The sequence below is a fragment of the Actinosynnema sp. CA-299493 genome (assembly GCF_050946825.1).
GTDB lineage: Bacteria > Actinomycetota > Actinomycetes > Mycobacteriales > Pseudonocardiaceae > Actinosynnema.
Genome location: NZ_CP191993.1, coordinates 5,006,746 through 5,025,838 on the forward strand (window position 1 = coordinate 5,006,746; position 19,093 = coordinate 5,025,838).

Sequence of the window (19,093 nt, forward strand, 5' to 3'; positions counted from 1 at the left end):
TAACCCACCCGCCGCCGTCCAACCGCCTCAGACGTTGCGCCGGTACTGGCCGCCCACCTCGAAGAACGCGTCGGTGATCTGGCCCAGCGTGCACACGCGGGCGGCGTCCATCAGCACCTCGAAGACGTTCTCCCCCGACGCCGCGGCCTCCTTCAACCGCCGCAACGCGGGCTCCGCCTCGGCCGCGTGGGCGGCGGCGAAGGCGCGGGTCCGCTCGACCTGCGACCGCTTCTCCTCCTCCGTCGCCCGCGCCAGCTCGATGGTCACGTCCTCGCGCTTGCCGTCGCCCGGCAGGAACGTGTTCACCCCGATCAGCGGCAGCGAGCCGTCGTGCTTGCGCTGCTCGTAGAGCATCGACTCGTCCTGGATCCGACCACGCTGGTAGCCGGTCTCCATCGCGCCCAGCACGCCGCCGCGCTCGGAGAGCCGGTCGAACTCCGCCAGCACCGCCTCCTCGACCAGGTCGGTCAGCTCCTCGATCACGAACGAGCCCTGCAACGGGTTCTCGTTCGCCGACAGGCCCCACTCCTTGTTGATGATGAGCTGGATGGCCATCGCCCGGCGCACCGACGACTCCGTCGGCGTGGTGACCGCCTCGTCGTAGGCGTTGGTGTGCAACGAGTTCGTGTTGTCGTAGAGCGCGCACAACGCCTGCAACGTCGTCCGGATGTCGTTGAAGTCCATCTCCTGCGCGTGCAGCGACCGGCCGGACGTCTGCACGTGGTACTTGAACTTCTGCGACCGCTCGTTGGCCCCGTACCGCTCGCGCATCGCGACCGCCCAGATCCGCCGCGCCACCCGGCCGATCACGCTGTACTCGGCGTCCATGCCGTTGGAGAAGAAGAACGACAGGTTCGGCGCGAAGTCGTCGATCGCCATCCCCCGCGCCAGGTACGACTCGACGTAGGTGAACCCGTTGGCCAGCGTGAACGCCAGCTGGCTGATGGGGTTCGCCCCGGCCTCGGCGATGTGGTAGCCCGAGATCGACACCGAGTAGAAGTTGCGCACCTTCCGCCGGATGAACCACTCCTGGATGTCGGCCATCATCCGCAGGGAGAACTCGGTGGAGAAGATGCAGGTGTTCTGCCCCTGGTCCTCCTTGAGGATGTCCGCCTGCACGGTGCCGCGCACGGTCGACAGCGCCGACGCGGCCAGCTCGTCCGCCTCCGCCCGGGACGGCTCGCGCCCGTGCTCGGCGCGGAACTCGTCGACCCGCTGGTCGACCACGGTGTTGAGGAAGAACGCCAGGATCGTCGGCGCCGGGCCGTTGATCGTCATCGACACCGACGTGGTGGGCGAGGTCAGGTCGAAGCCGTCGTAGAGCGCCTTCATGTCGTCCAGCGTCGCGATGGACACGCCGGACGTGCCGACCTTGCCGTAGACGTCCGGCGGGGTGTCGGGGTCGCGGCCGTACAGCGTCACCGAGTCGAACGCGGTCGACAGCCGGGTCGCCTCCGAGCCCTGCGACAGGTACTTGAACCGGCGGTTCGTGCGGAACGCGTCGCCCTCGCCCGCGAACATCCGCGCCGGGTCCTCGCCGTCCCGCTTGAACGGGAACACCCCCGCCGTGTACGGGAAGTGGCCGGGCAGGTTCTCCTCGCGCAGGAACCGCAGCAACGTGCCCTCGTCGTCGTAGCGCGGCAACGACACCCGCCGCACCTTGTTGCCCGACAACGTCTCGCGGGTCAGCTCGGTGCGGATCTCCCGGTCCCGCACCCGCACGACCATCTCGTCACCGCCGTAGTCCTCCACCACCCCGGGCCACGACGCCAGCAGCTCCGCGGACACCGCGTCGACCTGGCGCTCCGCCGACTCCAGCACCGACGTGATCGCCGCCGTGTCGTGCCCGGCGGCTTCCAGCTCCGCCCGCGCGGCCCGCAGGTGCGCGACCCGCCGCACCGCGTCCACGTGCGTCTCGGTGGCCCGGTGGTAGCCGCGCACCGTCTCGGCGATCTCGGCCAGGTAGCGCACCCGCGTGGGCGGCACCACGGTCGCCGCCGCCGTCGACACCTTCCCCGTCACCACCGGCAACGCGCCCTCGGCCACGTCCAGCCCGTGTCGGGCCAGCTCACCGCGCAGGTTCTGGTACAGGGCGGTCACGCCGTCGTCGTTGAACGTGGCCGCCGACGTGCCGTAGACCGGCATGTCCTCCCACGACGCGCCGAACGCCTCCCGGTTGCGCACCAGCTGGCGGGCCACGTCGCGGCGCGCGTCGTCCGCGCCCCGCCGCTCGAACTTGTTGATCGCCACCGCGTCCGCGAAGTCCAGCATGTCGATCTTCTCCAGCTGCGACGCGGCGCCGAACTCCGGCGTCATCACGTACAGCGAGAGGTCGACGAACGGCACGATCGCCGCGTCGCCCTGGCCGATGCCCGGCGTCTCCACCACGATCAGGTCGAACCCGGCCGCCTTGCACGCCAGGATCGCGTCACCCAGGCCGTCCGGCACCTCCGAGCCCGCCCGACGGGTCGCCAGCGAGCGGAAGAAGACGCGGTCGCCGTCCAGGCAGTTCATCCGGATCCGGTCACCGAGCAGCGCGCCGCCGCCGCGACGCCGGGTCGGGTCGACCGCCAGCACCGCCACGCGCAGCTTGTCCTGCTGGTCCAGCCGGAACCGGCGCACCAGCTCGTCGGTCAGCGACGACTTGCCCGAACCACCCGTGCCGGTGATCCCCAGCACCGGCACCGAGCGCTCGCCCGCGACGTGGACCATCCGGTCGCGCACGTCCGCGGGCAGCACACCCGCCTCGATCAGCGTGATCGCCCTGGCCAGCACGTCCTCGCCGCCGGTGAACAGGCCGTCCCACGACGACGGCGGGCGCTCGGCCAGCGACTCGTCGCACGCCGCCACCATCGTGTTGATCATGCGGGCCAGGCCGAGCTCCTGCCCGTCGGCCGGGGAGAAGATCCGCGCCACGCCGCGCGAGTGCAGCAGCTCGATCTCCTCCGGCACGATCACCCCGCCACCACCGCCGAAGACCTTGATGTGCTCCGCGCCGCGCTCGGCAAGCAGCTCGACCAGGTAGCTGAAGTACTCGACGTGCCCGCCCTGGTAGGCGCTGATGGCGATGCCCTGCACGTCCTCCTGCACGGCCGCGGCGACGACCTCGCGCACCGACCGGTTGTGGCCGAGGTGCACGACCTCGGCGCCCTGGGACTGCAGGATCCGACGCATGATGTTGATCGCGGCGTCGTGCCCGTCGAACAGGCTGGCCGCGGTCACGAAGCGGACCGGGTGCTCTGGGGTGTGCAGCGGACTGGCGGCGGTCACGACAGCTCCTCGGGCATCGGCGACTGCCACCAGATTACTAGGACATCCGTCTATCGGAAGTACTAGGGAGTTGTGCGCCGGGTCACCCCTCGGCGCCCAACGTGCGCAGGCACGCCTCCACGAACACGCGGACGGTCTCCCGGTGATCGCCCGTGCGCCACACGACGGCCAGCTCGCTGGGCGGGATGCCCGAGACGGGCAGGCAGACCACGTCGTCGCGGCGGTACACCTCCGCGTTGCCCGCCGAGAGCAGCACCACGCCCAGGCCGGACGCCACCGCCTCGAACGTCTCCTCGGCGGTGTCGGCCTCGGCCGCGACGCGCGCCGGCGTGCGGCGCTGCTCGACGGCGAGCCAGAAGTCCCGCCGGGCGCCCGCCGCCGACGGCAGGGCGATGAAGGGCTCGTCCACCAGGTCGTCGAACGACACCTCGTCCGCGCCCGCGAGCCGGTGCCCGACCGCCAGCGCCACCCACCGCTCCTCGGTGCTCACCACCCGCCAGGACAGCGTGCCGTCGTCGGGCACCGGTAACCAGGCGATGGCCACGTCCACGTCACCGCCCGCCAGCCCGACCGTGGGGTCGCCCCAGGAGACCTGCCGGAACTGGAGCCGCCAGCCCGGCATCACCTCGTCCAGCCGGGCGGTCACCCTGGGGATGAGCCCCCGGCCGATCCTGGTGTGGAAGCCGACCGTCAGCGTCATCTGGTGGGTGGCCACGACCTCGGCGACCGCCCGCGCCGCCGCGTCCCACCGCTCGACGATCTGCCGCGCCCTGGGCAGCAGCGCCCGGCCGGCCGGGGTCAGCGTGACCGTGCGCCGGTCGCGCTCCAGCAGCGTCGCCTTGAGCATCGACTCCAACTGCCGGATCTGCTTGCTGAGGGCGGGCTGGGAGACGAACAGCCGGTTCTTCGCCGCTCTCGTGAAGCTGAGCTCCTCGGCCACCGCGACGAAATAGCGCAACTCCCTGACGTGAACGTCCACAACCGTTGGTTATAACAGCGGGTCATGGACTGGAGACCCGTCGTGGCCCAGGATTACCCGTATGAGGTTCGGTGTTGCCCAGCCAAAACAGGCGATGACGTCACAGCGCTTGCGCGGAGCGGCTGCCGGCACCTACCTCTTCCCCGCGGACCCCGCCGGGCAGCAGCAACGCCACCAGCGCCTGGGCCTGCCGGGCCGGCCCCTGGTCGCCCAGCGCCTGCACCGAGGCGTAGACGCCCTCCATGACCAGCGCCAACTGGTCGGCGAGCGCGACCGGGTTCGTCACCCGCTCGACCGCGGCCAGGTCGTCCACGAGCGCGCCGAAGCGCGACCGCATCCACGCCTTGGTGGCCACCGCGGCGCGCGAGGCGGGCAGGTTGAGGTCCGGGAACTCGGACAGCACCATCAGGAACGGGCAGCCGCGGCAGTTCTCCGGCCTGACCTGCTCGGCCAACGCCTCGAAGCCGGCCAGGATGCGGTCGCGCGGGTGGCGACCGTCGTCGGCCGTGGCCTCGCTGAACCACTGCCGGTAACGGTCGCCCGCCCGCTCGGTGTACGCGGCGACCAGGTCGTCCTTGGAGGCGAAGAGCCGGTACAGGGTGGTCGGGCCGATGCCGGACTCGGCGGCCACCCGGTCCACGCCGATCGCGCGGATGCCGTTCCAGTAGAACAGCTCGTGCGCGACATCGAGCACGTGCTCCCGGGTTTCCGCCGACTTGCGACGCATGAGAACCCCCTTGCCCGGCGTGGCTGACCCCGTTTCCGGTCACCAGCGTACGTCGGGAACCCGTCGGGGTCTCGAAGCACCCGTTCGAGGTCGGGGTGGAACGACGTTGGTCCACCCGACGTCGGGATCAGGCGTAGGGACGCAGGCGCTCTTCGGTGAAGCCCTGCCGCTCCAGCTCACGCACGAGGTTGAACCCGTGCGCGGCCGACACCAGGGTCACGTGGTGGTGCCAACCCTGGAACGAGCGTCCCTCGAAGTGGCGGAGACCGACCTCCTCGGTGAGCCGGTTCACGTCCACCTCGACCTGCGCGCGGGCGCGCAGCAACCCGACCATCTCCCGGACACCGGTCGCGCCCAGGTTCGTCAGCCACACCGACCGCGGCCTGGCGTGCCCGACCGGCCACTCGGCCAGCACGTGCCGGACCCTCGGCAGGCCCCGCCCGTGCGGCCCGGCCACCGGCCCCGTGTGCCCGGGCATGGCGGTGACGACGAAGTCCGAGCCGACCAGCTCGCCGGTCTTCTCGTCGCGCCAGGACAGCTTCGTCCGCCCGCGCTTGGCGGCGGCGGCCACCAGCTCGCCGATCGTGCGCCCGCCGCCGGCCGAGCCGACGATGTTGACCGGGAGCGCCGGCATCGCCGCCGACACCTGGGCCAGGTACGGCAGCCGCCGTTCCTCCAGCCCACCCAGCAGCGGGAACGCGCCGGGATCGCTGCTCAGGTCGACCACCACCGGTGCGGCCGGCATGCCCCAGTCGCCGATCGTCTCGTCGAACAGGTCGAGCAGGTACTGCCAGGTCGGCTTCGACCTCTCCTGCTCGGGCAGCCGACTGCGCACCCGGCGCTCGGCGTCGTCGTCCCACGCCTTCGGCAGGACGAGCCGCCAGTTGACCGGCGTGCTGCCGTGGTCACCGGCGAGGAACACGCCGATGGCCCGCTGGCAGTTGAGCATCCGCCCGGCTACGGGCGCGTACTGCCGGGCGACCCCGACCGAGCTGCCGCCGTTCTTCGGGAACACCACCTCCCGCACCACCCAGGCCCGCGGGCGCATCGCCTGGGCGACCTGCTCGGCCAGGCTGCGCCGCACCTGGTTCCAGTCCCACGGGCTCTGGTTGACGAACTGCTGGAGCGACTGGTCGGCGTCACGGCCGACGACCTGCTCGGAAATCCGGCGGATGGACTTGCGGCCCGGCACGGTCAGCAGACCCCGCACGTAGACCTCCGCCCAGCGCCGTTGGTCGGAACGACCAAGAGAAGCGAACAGCTCATTGCAAAAATCGGACAGTTCGGACACGTCCGATGGTTCAACCCCCAGTTGAACTGCTTGCCACATACTCACTATCCCCCTCCAGCTTTCCTGGATAATCGCAAGTTGACCCTCCTGAGGCCGCGCGGCACGGCCGGCGCCTAGAACACGCGCCGGCCTGTATCGACGTACCCCTATTTCCGCTTCGACCCGTCGACGACCGCGGACCGCCGGGCCGCTATGGCCGTCGACCCGTCGAGCGGTGAGACGCGGTGGCTCCCCATAAGCCGACCCGCCTCAATCCAGCGAAATTACCTTCACTTCATGTCCCCATCCCCAGTCGGCCGGGCTTTCCGCCCGGCGCTCGACGTGACGCAGCGGCGTCAATCAAGCGAACACAGACTTTCAAGGTTTCCAGCCGGCTGTCTAGACCGGAGTTGTGGTGGCATCACCGGTTCCACCACCGGCGCACGGCCGTTCGCCACTCCGGACTCCCCCTTTCGGGCATGCCGCAGTACGTCGATCGGCCGACCGGGAATACGACCGGAACGCCGTCGACTTTCGTTAAAAACGCATAGCGACATACCGGTGAGCGATGACGTCGCCCACCGGGAAGTGATGTCGATCTCCCCTGCCCGCACACCGCGTCGCATTTGTCGAGGTAGCGCGACGGGCCGCCGCGTGGATACCGGCCGGGACCGTTTATCCCGGGGATCTCCCACGAGGGCGCGGCCCGCTCGACGTGCGGTGGACCGCGATACGCCGGAGCCGGGGCCAATACGTGGGACCTCTCACCGGACAGTCGACAGGCCGGTGACGTGGATCACACGCCATTGCCGACCCGGACTTGACGAAGTGCCGAACCCGCGAGTGCGGTGAGTGGGATTCACTGCGTGTGCACGAGGAACGTTGGGACACTCGAGCTCCCTTCACACCCGACTGGGCCACTCCGGTAACCGTCGCGACGCTACCCAAACTCGGTGACGCGGACACCGGGAAGGCCGCGGCGCACGATTGCGCGATAGCCGCGATACGGGTTGCCGATGGCTCGACGGCCCGCTGCGACGCCTCCGGGAGGGGGTGCGACCGCCGCGTCGGCGTGACGCCGGACGCACCCGGCGCGGTGGCGGCCGAGCGCGGCGAACCGGGCGGCGCGGAGGCGGTCGAGCGGGGCGGACCGGACGCCACGGAGGCGGTCGAGGGCAGCGGGCCGGGCGGCGCGGAGGCGCCGACGTCACGCACCGGGCACCGGCGTGTGGAAGACCAGCGTGACGGAGAACTCCGCCATCCGCGTCGGCACGAGCAACAGCGACCGCTCGCCCAGCCGGGGGTGCCGGAACCCGCGCACCCGCGACCGCGCCTCCCGGACGTCCCGCTCGCGCCACCACTGCGCGAAGCCGCCGCCGTCGCGCTCCAGCTCCGCCACCCGCCGTCGGAAGTCCTGGTCGTCGAGCCGGTGGGCGCTCTCGGCCCTCATCCGGGCCACCTGGTACCTGGCCTCGCTCTCCCAGTCCACCAGGCGTGACCTGGCCCGCGGCGAGGTGAGCGTCCAGCGCGGGAGGTTGCGCTCCGGCGCGGGCAGCGCACCCCAGTCGTCGTACCACTCGACCGCGGCGGGGTTCCACGCCGAGACGTCGGACCGCCAGTCCAGCGCGTACACCGGGTAGGGGCTGTCCTCGTGCAGCGCGACGACCTGCCGGACCACCTCGCCCGCCGACGCGTCGTCGTCCAGCGGCCTCGGGCCGATCACGTGGCCCAGCGCCAGGGTGTGCACGTAGCGGCGCTCGTCCTCGGTCAGGCACAGGGCCTCGGCGAGGCGGTCGAGCACGTCCGGCGACGGGCGGATCTCCCGCCCCTGCTCCAGGTACGTGTACCAGGTCGGGCTCACCCCGGCGAGGACCGCGACCTCCTCGCGCCGCAATCCCCGGGATCGGCGGCGCGGACCGGTGGGGAATCCCACCATCGCGGGCCGCAGTCGTTCCCGGCGGCTGCGCAGGAAACCCGCCAGCTCGCCCCTCCTGGTGCCATCGGCTTTCATCAACGAGCCCCTGTCGATCGACGAACGTTCCCTCTGAAACGCGAAGAACCCCGCGGCGGGTCCGATAGCGGACCCACCACGGGGCGTGTGCCTTCCGGCCGGAGCCGACGTGCCCGGCGCCTCAGCGCACGTTGTAGCGGTAAGTCGGGTCGCCGGGCCTGCCGTCCTGCACGAATTCGGTGGAGACGTCCGCGGCGGCGTGCACGTTGACCATTCGCGCGCGTCCCGGACCGACGTTGGTGAACGCGTGCGGAACGCCCGCGCGCACCACGCAGATCTCCTCGGGCGTCGCCTCGACGGTCTCGCCGTCGGCCTCCAACCGCACCGTGCCCTCGACCACGACGAAGATCTCGTCGTACGGGTGGGTGTGCAGGCCCGGACCGCGGCCGACCGGCACGTCCACGATGAACGCGGACGACTCCAGGTTGCCGTGCGAGCGCCCGTCGAAGATGTAGGCCGCGACCTCACCGTCCATCTGGATGGTGGGCAGCGTGCCCCTCTTGATGACCTCCATGAGCCAGGTTCCCTTCAGCGTGGTGGTTCAGAGCCGGAACAGGCCCGGGTCGTCGACGACGACGTCCAGCAGGACGGGGCCGTCGGCGCTGAGCGCGTCCTTGAGCGACGCGCGCAGGTGTTCCGGTGACTCGATGCGCTCGGCGCGGCAGCCGAAGCCGCGGGCGAGCTGGGCCATGTCGACGCCGCTGAGGTCCCAGCCGATCTGCCACGCCTTCTGGCTGGTGTCGTCCAGGTAGTACTTCAGCGACAGATAGCCGGCGTTGTCCGGGATCACGAACGTGATCGGCAGGTTGTGCTTGGCGGCGGTCCACAGCGCGTGCAGCGTGTACTGCGCCGAACCCTCGCCGACCACGACCACCGTGCGCTGGTCGGGCCGGGCGATCGCGTAGCCGACGGCCGCCGCGAACGGGAAGCCGAGGGCGCCGCTGGCGGTCGCGAAGTAGCCGTTGTCGGCGCCGAGCGGGATCTGCTCGTGGAAGTCGGCCCGGGCGATGGGCAGCTCCTCGAACAGCTGGGCGTCGGCGGGCAGCTCCTGTGACAGCAGGTGGAACAGGTACGCCTGGGTCAGCGGCTCGGACGGCTGCGGCACCGGCACGGGCTCGCGCAGGGCGGGCAGCGGCACGCGCTGCCGCTGCGGGAGCAGCGGCACCAGGTCGCGGGCGAACCGCGCGGGCGGCGCGACGAACGCGTGGCCCGCCGCCGACCACGCGGCCGCCTCGGGGTCGTCGGTCACGTGGTAGAACGCCGTGCCCTCGGGCAGGGCCGGCGAGTCGGTGCCGTCCAGCGGCGCGGGCGCGTTGCTGAACAGGTCCGCCGTGGTGAACAGGGTGAAGGCCGGGCTGCCCAGGATGACGACGACGTCGTGCTCGCCGAGGCGCTGGTTGATCAGCTCGGGCATCGGCGCGAGCACGCCGCCGAACAGCGGGTGGTTCTCCGGGAAGCTGCCCCGCGGCCACACCGGGCTGCCGTAGACCCGGGCGTTGAGCCGCTCGGCGAGCTTGATGAGGTCGCGCCGCGCGCCGCCGATCTCGACGCCCGGTCCCGCGACGATCGCGGGGCGCTCGGCCGAGTTCAGCGCGTCGGCGACGGTGGCCAGCACCTCCGGGTCCGGCACCACGGCGGACCGCACCGAGCGCACCTTGTGCGGGGTGGACTGCGCGGGACGGATCCAGTCGTCCTCCGGCACGCCGACGAACACCGGACCGGCCGGCGCCTGCTTGGCGATGTGGTAGGCCTTCTCGATCAGCGCGGGCACGTCCTGCGGACGGGCCGCCTCGCCCGCCCACTTGATGAAGGGCCGGGGCAGCGAGGTCGCCTCGGGCGCGTCGAGGAACGGCGCGCCCAGCTGGAGCTTGCGGGCCTGGAGCCCACCGATGATCACCATCGGCGTGTGCGCGCTGGCGGCGGTGTAGATGGAGCCCATCGCGTTGCCCACGCCGGGACCGCCGTTGATGATCACCAGCGACGGCTCGCCGGTGGCCTGGGCGTGGCCGTCCGCCATGCCGACGACGGTGGCCTCCTGCAGGCCCATGATGAAGCGGAAGTCGTCGGGCCATTCCTCGAAAAGCTTCATCTCGGTATGGCTGGGATTGCTGAAGATGGTCGTCATACCGAGCTGCCGGAACACTTCCAGCGTTTCTTCCCGGACAGTTCGGGAATTGGTTCCATCCGCGCTCACGGGGCACACACTCCTACGGTGGGTGGAAGGAAGAATTCGCCTGGTCTGACCGCAATGCTGCCCACGCGACAGGTCGCCGACAAGTCGGACGGAATTGCCGGAGGGCACTTCGTGAGCTACCCCGGGGAACATCACGCAGTCCCGTCACAGCGGTCTGGACGGCTTGCCGCCGGTGAGGTCCCGTGAACTACTGAATCGGCGGCCCGGCCACTACCGCGGCACGCCTGACAAGGCACTTCGTCATTCGGCGACGCCGGCCGCGAGGAAAGCGGAACACAACCAGCGAGGATGTGCGATGAGCAGTGAGCGGACCCGCGAGGTGGTGGAGAAGTACTTCGCCGACCTGGAGCGGGGCGATCTGGGGTCGGCGCTGTCGGCCCTGGCGCACGACATCGACTTCGAACTGCCGGTAGACCGGTGGAACGAGGTCATCCCGTACCTGGGCCGGCACCTGGGCATCGACGCGGTCAAGGCGGCGTTCGCGGTGCGCGGCGACACGACGGAGATCCTGGACTACGCGGTGCGCGACCTGCGGGCCGAGGGCAACACCGCCTACGCGGTGATCTACACCCGGGCCGCGCACACCCGCACCCGCCAGGAGTTCGAGATCGAGGACGTGCACAAGCTCGTCGTCGACGACGGCGGCCGGATCGTCACGTGGAAGGTCTACTTCGACCCCAACAGCGAGGTGGCCGCGTTCAACGCCGACCGCGAGGAGCGGCTGGTCCGGGCGTGCTGGGCCGGTGACCGGGAGACGGTGGCGGAACTGCTGCGCTTCGGCGCCGACGTCAACCACCGCGACCACGAGAGCGGCCTGACGCCGCTGCTGATCGCGGCCGGCCGGGCGGACGCCGACCTGACCCGCCAGCTCATCGCGGCGGGCGCCGACGTCCACGCGGTGGACAGCGGCGGTGGCGCGACCGCGCTGCACAAGGCCTGCCAGGGCGGTGACCTGGCGGTGGTGCGGGCGCTGGTCGAGGCGGGCGCGTTCATCGACGCGGTCACCCCGAACACCGGCCACACGCCGTTGATGGACGCGGTGTGGTTCAAGAACCCGGAGATCGCCAAGTACCTGCTCGACCGCGGCGCCGGGTTGAACCTGGGCACCCACTACGGCTTCTCGTTGCAGCAGCACTTCGAGTACGAGCTCAACGTCAACACGATGGGCAAGGACAAGATCCTGCTGGCGCACCAGTACATCCAGGAGCGTCAGGCGGCCGACGAGCGCCGTGCGGCCGACCAGCTGCTGATGGCCGCGGTGACCCAGGGCGACGTCGACGGCGTGCGCAAGCTGCTGGGCGACGGCGCCGAGGTCGACGAGCGGTTCCCGATCGTCAACGGCTTCAACGACGCGCACACGCCACTGCTGGTGGCCTCGCGCGACGGGCACACCGAGATCGCGCGGCTGCTGCTGGAGGCGGGCGCGGACGTCAACGCCGTCGAGCCGACGTTCGGCGCGGTGCCGCTGCACAAGTCCGTCTACAACGGACACGTCGAGCTGACCCGGCTGATCGCCAACTGGCCCGGCGTCGACCTCGACTTCCAGGGCGCCACCAACGGCTACACGCCGCTGCACGACGCCCTCTGGCACGGGTACGAGGAGTGCTCCCGCATCGTCATCGACGCCGGGGCGCGCCTGGACCTGGTCGGCCACGACGGCAAGACCCCGCTGGCGCTGGCGATCGAGGAGTTCGGCGCCGACCACCCCCTGACCGAGCTGATCCGCGCCAAGGTCAGCTGAGCGGCACGTCGGCCGAGCCGACAGTCGGAGGAGGAGACCCGCAATGCTGTTCTACGTCCAGATGAAGTGGAACCACGAGGGCCGCATCACGCTCGACGAGCTGTGGGAGATCGAGCAGGAGGAGGCGGAGCACGCCCAGGAGACCCTGGACTCCGGGTTCGCCGTCGGCCTGTGGAAGGTGGCCGCGCAGAAGCGGGTCATCGGCATCATCGACGCGCCCAACGCCGAGGAGCTGGACCGGACCGCGCTCGGCCGGCTGCCCATGCGCGAGTACCTGGAGTTCGAAGAGGTGTGGCCGCTGCGCGACTACCTCGGGTTCGCCGAAGACGTCATCAAGCGCTACAAGGTCTGAGGGGGGAAGGATGATCCACCAGCTCATCTTCGCCGCGCCCAAGCCGGGCATGACGGTCGAGGAGTTCCAGCGGTACTGGGTCGAGGTGCACGCGGTGCAGTACGCCTCGAAGATCCCCCAGATCCGCAAGTACATGATCGACACCACGTTCGACTTCGACCTGGGCAACGGCGACCCGAAGTGGCAGGGCGTCGCGGAGATCTGGCTGCGCCCCGAGGAGCAGATCGCCTCGTTGCAGACCGAGGAGTTCCTCCAGGGCGCGCGACTGGACGAGCCGAACTGGGCCGCGTTCTGGCAGTCCCTGGTGCTGGACACGACCGCGCACGAGCTGAAGTCGGGCCCGGCGCTGTTCAAGGGTCAGAACTGGGTCAAGCTGATGATCCTGGTCAAGCGCAAGGAAGGCGTGTCCCTGGAGGACTTCCGCGCCTACAGCCTGCACCAGCACGGTGAGCTCGGCCTGAAGCTGCCCGGCCTGCGCCGGTACATCCAGGGCCACACCGTCGACGGCTGGTACGGCATCGGCGAGCCCACCCTGGACGCGGCCTACCAGCTCTGGTTCGACGACGTCGACCAGCTGCGCACGGCGCTGGAGTCCCCGGAGTACAAGCAGATGACCGAGGACTTCGACGCGTTCGTGAACACGCGGTACGTGCACCGCCTGGTCACCCGCGAGCACTGGATCATCGGCCCGCAGGCCCGCTGAGGCCCGCAGACGCGGACACGACCCCGTGGCGGGGTCGTGTCCGCCGACCACACAGGGAGAGCCAGATGGCCCGGTCCCAACCGCCGGAAGCCCAGCGACGCAACGTCGAGACGGTCCGCGCCTTCCTCCGCCTGCTGGAGGAGAAGGACATCGACGCGTGGATCGAGCTGTGGGCCGAGGGCGCCGACCACTTCTACCCCTTCGGAACCCGGATGTTCCCCGCCCACTTCATCGGCAAGACCGCGGTGTACGACCGATGGAAGGCGACCCCGGACCTGTTCGAGAGCTGGACGTTCCCGTTGGTCGAAACCTGGGCGGACGGGGACACGGTGCTCGCCCGGTTCGACGGCGACTGCGTGTTCGCCACCGGCAGGCGCTACCGGAACCACTACCTGTCGATCTTCAAGTTCACCGACGCGGGGCTGATCTACGAGTACCACGAGTACTTCGACCCGATCATCGCGGCCGAGGAGTTCGGCCTCGCCCGGATCACCTACCTCTGACCGAGTTCAGGAGCGAACCCATGACTTCCTCGACTCCCGGGGACCTGTCCGCCGCCGCGCGCCACCTGCGTTCGTCGTTGCGCGGCGGTGTTCTCGTGCCCGCGGACGAGCAGTACGACGGCGCGCGCCGGGTCTGGAACGGCGCGGTGGACCGCCGGCCGGGGCTCATCGTCCGCGCGGCCGACGAGCAGGACGTGCAGACGGCCGTGCGGGTGGCGCACGACCACGGGCTTCGGCTGTCGGTGCGCGGCGGCGGCCACGACTGGGGCGGCCGGGCGATGGCCGAGGGCGGCCTCGTCGTGGACATGTCCGCGCTGCGGCGGGTGAACGTCGACCCGATCCTGGGCACCGCGGACGTCCAGGGCGGCGCCACCTCCGGCGACCTGGCCGACGCCGCGGGACGGCACGGCCTCGCACCGGTGACCGGCACCGTGCAGGCGGTCGGCATCGCGGGCCTGACCCTGGGCGGCGGGTACGGCCTGCTGCTCGGCAAGCACGGCCTGGCCGCCGACAACCTGATCAGCGCCAGGGTGGTGCTGCCCGACGGCCGCCGCGTCATCGCCAGCGGCTCGGAGAACCCGGACCTGTTCTGGGCGCTGCGCGGCGGCGGCGGCAACTTCGGCGTCGTGACGAACCTGCGCTACCGGGTGCACGCCCTGCAGTCGCTGGCGGCCGGCCTGATCCTGTTCCCGGCCGCCGAGGCGGCGAGCGTGCTGCGCGGCTACCGCGAGCTGATCGCCGAGGCGCCCGACGAGCTGACCGTCATGTCCGGCTTCTTCGGCGGACCGGACGGCACCCCGATGCTGTTCATGCTGCCGACCTGGGTCGGCGCGCTGGGCGGCGCGCAGCGCCACGTCACCCGGCTGGAGTCGCTGGGCACGCCGATCATGTCGCAGGTCCGCCAGATGACCTTCCCGGAGCTGCACGGCATGTTCGCCGACTCGATCGTCGACGGCAGGCACGTGGAGATGCGCACCCGCTGGGTGCCGGAGGTCTCCGACGACATCGCGTCGGTGATCGCCGAGGGCATGGCGCGGATGACCTCGCCGTTCTCGGCGATGTTCCTGCACCACTTCCACGGCGCGGCCACCCGCGTCCCGGTCGCCGAGTCGGCGTTCGCCACCCGGCGCGAGCACGTGCTCGTGGAGATCGCCGCGCAGTGGCTGCCGACCGAGGACGCCGCGCCGCACCAGCGGTGGGCGCGGTCGCTGTCGGAGGAGCTCGCGCCGCACGCACTGCCGGGCGGCTACCCGAACTTCCTCGGCCCCGACGAGCAGGACCGGGTCCTGCTCGGCTACGGCCCGAACGCCGACCGGCTCGTCGAGCTCAAGCGGCGCTTCGACCCGGCGGGCGTGTTCACCGCCGTGCCCCAGATCGACGTGGCGGCGCACGAGGCCGCCGGACGAAAGGCGAACCAGATGACGGCCACCGTCGAGACCATCCGCTTCAAGCTGCGCCCGGGAGTCACCGACGCCGAGTTCCAGCAGCGCAACCTGAAGATGCAGCGCGAGTACATGGAGCTGCGGCCCGGCTTCGTCGCGCGCGAGACGTCCCGCAGCGAGGAGGGCGAGTACCTCGTCGTCGTGCACTGGTCGAACGCGGAGGACGCCGACGCGACCATCCAGGCGTTCTTCGGCGCGCCCGAGACCCAGGACTTCCTGGCCTCGGTGGACGTGACGACCGTGGCGTCGGGCCGCTACGAGGTCGTGAAGTACTAGACCTCGACCGGCGCCCGGCCGGTGCAGGCCAGCAGGATGCGCTCGGCGAGCAGCCTGCCCTGCCGGGCCGGACCGTGCGAGCCGAGGGCCTGCGCCGAGGCGTGGACGCCCTCGATGACCAGCGCGAGCTGGTCGGCCAGCGCCCTCGGGTCGTCGACCTCCGTGTCGGCGGCCAGGGCGGCGGTCAGCTCGCCGAGCGTGGCCCGCACCCAGGTCTTGGCGGCCACCGCGTTGCGGTGCGCCGGCAGGTCCGGGTTCGGGAACTCGGCCAGCGCCATCATGAACGCGCAGCCGCGGCAGTCGTGCTCGATGTGCTCGGCCACCGCGTCGAACAGGGCGAGGATGCGGCTGTGGGCGTCGCGCCCGTCGGCCTCGGTCGCCTTCCGGAACCACTCCCTGGTCTGCTGGTCGACGCGGTCGACGTACGCGGCGACCAGGTCGTCCTTCGAGGCGAACAGCCGGTAGAGAGTGGTCGGCGCGACGCCTGCCTCGGCGGCGACCTTGTCCACGCCGGTGGCTCGGATCCCGTGCCAGTAGAAGAGGTCGTGAGCCACCTGCAGCACGTGCTCGCGGGTCTCGGCGGCGGTTCGGGTCATAGCACCCCCCTTTGCTCCGTTGAAGTCGACTGTACTACGTCAGGAAAACGATAGGGATGGTTCCCTTTCGTTGTAGGGTCTGACCAGGACACCTCCTCGGTGCCCAGTCGGAACGACGTAGGGGTCGGCCGGAGCAGCAGCGCCCGGCGGTCGACCGCCGCGGCGCTTCCAGAAGATCCGCATTGGTAGAAGGGTGTAAGGGATGTCTTCCAACAACTCAGGACTGCTGCGCGGCAAGCGCGCACTGGTCACCGGTGGCACCAAGGGCATCGGTGCCGCCGTGGTCCGCAAGTTCGTCGAGGAGGGCGCCACGGTCGTCGCCTCGGCCCGCAACGCCGTCTCGGACCTCCCCGAGGGCGCCCGCGTCATCACCGCCGACCTCAGCTCGCAGGCCGGCGCCGAGGAGCTGGCCGAGAAGGTGCTCGACGCCCTCGGCGGCATCGACATCCTGGTGAACAACGCCGGTGGCGGGGCGCTGCCGAACCTGGAGGGCCCCACGGCCATCCCGGACGAGGTGTGGGTCAACGAGCTCAACCTCAACTTCCTCGCCGCCGTGCGCCTGGACCGCGTGCTGCTGCCGCACATGATCAAGCAGGGTTCCGGCGCGATCGTCCAGATCGGCTCGAACGCCGCACGCCGCCCGATCGCCCCGCTGCTGCCCTACACCGCGGCCAAGGCCGCGATGGCGAACTACGCCAAGGGCCTGGCCACGGACGTCGCGCCCAAGGGCGTCCGGGTCAACAGCGTGCTGCCCGGCCTGACCCTCACCCCGAGCTCCGAGGCGGTCATGTCCGGCATCGCGGCGGCCACCGGCATGAGCTTCGAGGAGGCCAAGGAGATGCTGATCGCCGGTGAGGCGATCCCGCTGGGCGGCCCCGGCCGTCCCGAGGACGTCGCCGAGCTGGTGGCGTTCCTGGCCTCCGACCGGGCGTCCCGGATCGTCGGCGCGGCCTACGTGATCGACGGTGGCGCGCTGCCGGAGGTCTGATCCGCGGGAGGGAGGGGCACGTCCGGGTGGTGGACACCCGGACGTGCCCCTTCGGCATGTCCGGGGCATCCGCGGCCCTGGTCCGGGCGGGTCGCGGGCTCGGTCCACGGCCTCGTTCAGCGAGCCGGCCCGCAGGGGAAACGGGCGGGCGGTGGGAGGACCAGGCCGGCGCGCGGGCGGAAGAGCCGGGTGGGTGGGCGGTCTGCGGGTGGAAGGGCCAGGTGGCGGCCCGCAGGGGGAAGGACCGGCGGCCTGCGGGCGAACGAACCGGGGCGGCGCACGGGTGGGAGGGGCTCGGGTGGGAGGGGCTCGGCGTGCGGTCTGCGGGTGGAGAGGGCCGGGTGCGGGGGTGGAAGAGCTCGGCGTGCGGTCCGCCGGTGGAAGGGCCGGGGGTGCGGGCGGGCAGGGCAGCGCGGGCCATCCCCTGTCCACAGTGGTCGGTTCGGCCCGGTGGGCGCACGAGGAACCCACCGGCCCGCCCGCCGCGCGAGCAGCTCGGTGGAGCACTCCCCCGGCGCGACCACCGGCACCGGGCAGCCAGGCGTCACCACCGCAGGTCACCACCGCGGTACGGCAAAGAACGAGGCCCGATCGCCCGGGGGGTGGCGATCGGGCCTCGACGGGCCGGCGGTACGGGGGGCGTTAGTTCGACGCCGGCACGCTGGGGGAAGCGGTCGTGTCGTCGTCCGAGGACGAGGACTCGGCCTCTCCGAAATCGGGCACCTTGAGGAACGAGATGGCCCAGACGCCCGGGAGGGCGATGGCGAAGGCGATCAGACCGGTGATCACCGCGGCGGGCGGGCCGTAGGCCTCCACGGCCAGACCGCCCACCAGGGCGCCGATGGCGATGCCCGCGGTGACCGCGGACTGCGGCAGCGTCGCGGCCAGGTCGCGACCCGGTCCGGCGAGCGTGACCACCCGGTGCTGCAGCGACGGCACCAGGCCGAAGCCCACCACGCCCCAGACGAACAGCGCGATGGCGACCATGACCGGAGCGTCGCCCATGAGCCACAGCAGGCCCAGCGCCAGGATCAGCACGATGTTCGCGATGATCAGCGTCCGGCTGGGGTTGCGGTCCGCGGCCCAGCCGCCGCCGAACGTGCCGATCGCGTTGGCGATGCCGTACGCCAGCAGGAACGCGCCGATCAGCGAGCCCGAGATGCCGGTGACCTCCTCGAGGAACGGCGTGATGTAGGTCAACGCGGCGTACTGGCCGCCCAGCAGCAGGAAGCCGACCGCGAGCACGGCGAGGACGCGGGGCGCCAACGCGTGCTTGGCCTGGGCCCCGATGCCGCCGGTGCCCGCGTTGGGCACCTGCGGGATGAAGGCCACCGCCGCGATCAGCGCGATGACGCCGAGGATGATGACCGCGACGAACGCGGCCTGCCAGCCGAAGCCCTGGCCGATCAGGTTGCCCAGGGGCAGACCGAGGGCGGTGGACACGGCGAAGCCGCCGAACACCACCGCGATGGCGCGGCCCATGCGCTCCGGCGGGACCAGCGCGCCCGCCACGGCGAACGCGACACCCATGAACAGGCCGTGCAGCGCGCCGGTGATGATGCGGGCGGTGACCAGCATGCCGAAGTTGACCGCGAAGGCCGCGGCGACGTTGCCCAGGACGTAGGCCAGGAACGACAGCCACAGCAGGAACCGGCGGCCGAACTTGATGGTGAGCGCCGCGAGGACCGGTCCACCGATCGAGATGCCCAGCGAGTAGGCCGTCACCAGGGTGCCGGCCGTGCTGATGGACACCCCCATGTCCTTCACGATGATGTTCAGCACGCCGACGACGACGAGTTCCGCGGTCCCGACGACGAACGCACCCAGGAACAAGGCGAGCATCGCCCAGTTGCTGCGCGCCTGGCTTAGCCCTGATCGCAGGGTCGTACTCATGTGCACCTTCCTCAGCTGATTTGGTTGTGAAGCGTCGATCCGGCCAGCCGTCCGGCCGCCCTCCCACCGGGTCCGGACGCGTCGGGTGAGACGTCCGGACCCGGTGGGTCGCGGGGCGACCGATCCCGCGTCGATCAGCGGTTATCCG

Annotated in this window: 15 protein-coding genes; 6 read left to right on the forward strand and 9 right to left on the reverse strand. The window is 71.1% G+C overall.

The features are described from left to right. Window positions 1–27: 27 nt before the first annotated feature. From icmF to mdlC, 7 genes are all read right to left on the reverse strand, one after another. Window positions 28–3,270: a fused isobutyryl-CoA mutase/GTPase IcmF gene (gene icmF / locus ACQPYE_RS20750; protein WP_498713571.1), complete on the reverse strand. Its 3,243-nt coding sequence runs from the start codon at window positions 3,268–3,270 to the stop codon at window positions 28–30. Between the two features lie 82 nt (window positions 3,271–3,352). Continuing rightward, window positions 3,353–4,249, reverse strand: a complete 897-nt coding sequence (locus ACQPYE_RS20755; protein WP_498713573.1) for a LysR family transcriptional regulator — start codon at window positions 4,247–4,249, stop codon at window positions 3,353–3,355. A 100-nt stretch (window positions 4,250–4,349) separates the two neighbouring features. Then, entirely contained in the window at window positions 4,350–4,976 is a 627-nt protein-coding gene (locus ACQPYE_RS20760; RefSeq protein ID WP_498713575.1) for a TetR/AcrR family transcriptional regulator, read from the reverse strand. A gap of 127 nt (window positions 4,977–5,103) precedes the next feature. Then, entirely contained in the window at window positions 5,104–6,306 is a 1,203-nt protein-coding gene (locus ACQPYE_RS20765; protein WP_498713577.1) for an IS701 family transposase, read from the reverse strand. A 1,147-nt stretch (window positions 6,307–7,453) separates the two neighbouring features. Beyond that, window positions 7,454–8,257 carry a helix-turn-helix transcriptional regulator gene (locus ACQPYE_RS20770; RefSeq protein ID WP_498713578.1) on the reverse strand — a complete coding sequence of 268 codons (804 nt, stop codon included), beginning with the start codon at window positions 8,255–8,257 and terminating at the stop codon, window positions 7,454–7,456. A gap of 121 nt (window positions 8,258–8,378) precedes the next feature. Further along, window positions 8,379–8,771, reverse strand: coding sequence for a cupin domain-containing protein (locus ACQPYE_RS20775; RefSeq protein WP_123741385.1), 393 nt, complete (start codon window positions 8,769–8,771; stop codon window positions 8,379–8,381). Between the two features lie 27 nt (window positions 8,772–8,798). Beyond that, window positions 8,799–10,583 (reverse strand): benzoylformate decarboxylase, encoded by a 1,785-nt coding sequence (gene mdlC, locus ACQPYE_RS20780; protein ID WP_498713579.1) that lies wholly within the window; start codon window positions 10,581–10,583, stop codon window positions 8,799–8,801. A gap of 163 nt (window positions 10,584–10,746) precedes the next feature. Between mdlC and ACQPYE_RS20785 the strand changes: the two genes are divergently transcribed. The 5 genes from ACQPYE_RS20785 to ACQPYE_RS20805 all read left to right on the forward strand — a co-directional run bounded on the left by ACQPYE_RS20785 (window position 10,747) and on the right by ACQPYE_RS20805 (window position 15,468). Further along, window positions 10,747–12,192, forward strand: a complete 1,446-nt coding sequence (locus ACQPYE_RS20785) for an ankyrin repeat domain-containing protein (RefSeq protein WP_498713581.1) — start codon at window positions 10,747–10,749, stop codon at window positions 12,190–12,192. Between the two features lie 43 nt (window positions 12,193–12,235). Further along, entirely contained in the window at window positions 12,236–12,544 is a 309-nt protein-coding gene (locus tag ACQPYE_RS20790; RefSeq protein WP_077008801.1) for a muconolactone Delta-isomerase family protein, read from the forward strand. Between the two features lie 10 nt (window positions 12,545–12,554). After that, a complete protein-coding gene (locus ACQPYE_RS20795; RefSeq protein WP_498713584.1) occupies window positions 12,555–13,247 on the forward strand; it encodes an EthD domain-containing protein in 693 nt (230 codons plus the stop codon). A gap of 65 nt (window positions 13,248–13,312) precedes the next feature. Beyond that, complete coding sequence (locus ACQPYE_RS20800) at window positions 13,313–13,750, forward strand: nuclear transport factor 2 family protein (protein WP_498713586.1); 438 nt, start codon at window positions 13,313–13,315, stop codon at window positions 13,748–13,750. A 20-nt stretch (window positions 13,751–13,770) separates the two neighbouring features. Continuing rightward, window positions 13,771–15,468, forward strand: a complete 1,698-nt coding sequence (locus tag ACQPYE_RS20805) for an FAD-binding protein (RefSeq protein ID WP_498713588.1) — start codon at window positions 13,771–13,773, stop codon at window positions 15,466–15,468. Here ACQPYE_RS20805 and ACQPYE_RS20810 read toward each other — a convergent pair. Then, window positions 15,465–16,064 carry a TetR/AcrR family transcriptional regulator gene (locus tag ACQPYE_RS20810; protein ID WP_498713590.1) on the reverse strand — a complete coding sequence of 200 codons (600 nt, stop codon included), beginning with the start codon at window positions 16,062–16,064 and terminating at the stop codon, window positions 15,465–15,467. The genes ACQPYE_RS20805 and ACQPYE_RS20810 overlap by 4 nt on opposite strands. A gap of 202 nt (window positions 16,065–16,266) precedes the next feature. On the opposite strand from ACQPYE_RS20810, the gene ACQPYE_RS20815 reads away from it, so the two are divergent. After that, window positions 16,267–17,052, forward strand: coding sequence for an oxidoreductase (locus ACQPYE_RS20815; RefSeq protein WP_498713592.1), 786 nt, complete (start codon window positions 16,267–16,269; stop codon window positions 17,050–17,052). Between the two features lie 642 nt (window positions 17,053–17,694). On the opposite strand, the gene ACQPYE_RS20820 is transcribed toward ACQPYE_RS20815, so the two are convergent. Next, window positions 17,695–18,945, reverse strand: a complete 1,251-nt coding sequence (locus tag ACQPYE_RS20820) for an MFS transporter (protein ID WP_498713594.1) — start codon at window positions 18,943–18,945, stop codon at window positions 17,695–17,697. Window positions 18,946–19,093: the final 148 nt, after the last annotated feature.

Bases quoted from the DNA above. Each gene is read 5' to 3' on its own strand.
- ACQPYE_RS20760 (WP_498713575.1), bottom strand. From the start codon at position 4,976: ATGCGTCGCAAGTCGGCGGAAACCCGGGAGCACGTGCTCGATGTCGCG.
- ACQPYE_RS20765 (WP_498713577.1), bottom strand. From the start codon at position 6,306: ATGTGGCAAGCAGTTCAACTGGGGGTTGAACCATCGGACGTGTCCGAA.
- ACQPYE_RS20770 (WP_498713578.1), bottom strand. From the start codon at position 8,257: ATGAAAGCCGATGGCACCAGGAGGGGCGAGCTGGCGGGTTTCCTGCGC.
- ACQPYE_RS20775 (WP_123741385.1), bottom strand. From the start codon at position 8,771: ATGGAGGTCATCAAGAGGGGCACGCTGCCCACCATCCAGATGGACGGT.
- mdlC (WP_498713579.1), bottom strand. From the start codon at position 10,583: ATGTTCCCCGGGGTAGCTCACGAAGTGCCCTCCGGCAATTCCGTCCGA.
- ACQPYE_RS20785 (WP_498713581.1), top strand. From the start codon at position 10,747: ATGAGCAGTGAGCGGACCCGCGAGGTGGTGGAGAAGTACTTCGCCGAC.
- ACQPYE_RS20790 (WP_077008801.1), top strand. From the start codon at position 12,236: ATGCTGTTCTACGTCCAGATGAAGTGGAACCACGAGGGCCGCATCACG.
- ACQPYE_RS20795 (WP_498713584.1), top strand. From the start codon at position 12,555: ATGATCCACCAGCTCATCTTCGCCGCGCCCAAGCCGGGCATGACGGTC.
- ACQPYE_RS20800 (WP_498713586.1), top strand. From the start codon at position 13,313: ATGGCCCGGTCCCAACCGCCGGAAGCCCAGCGACGCAACGTCGAGACG.
- ACQPYE_RS20805 (WP_498713588.1), top strand. From the start codon at position 13,771: ATGACTTCCTCGACTCCCGGGGACCTGTCCGCCGCCGCGCGCCACCTG.
- ACQPYE_RS20810 (WP_498713590.1), bottom strand. From the start codon at position 16,064: ATGACCCGAACCGCCGCCGAGACCCGCGAGCACGTGCTGCAGGTGGCT.
- ACQPYE_RS20815 (WP_498713592.1), top strand. From the start codon at position 16,267: ATGTCTTCCAACAACTCAGGACTGCTGCGCGGCAAGCGCGCACTGGTC.
- ACQPYE_RS20820 (WP_498713594.1), bottom strand. From the start codon at position 18,945: ATGAGTACGACCCTGCGATCAGGGCTAAGCCAGGCGCGCAGCAACTGG.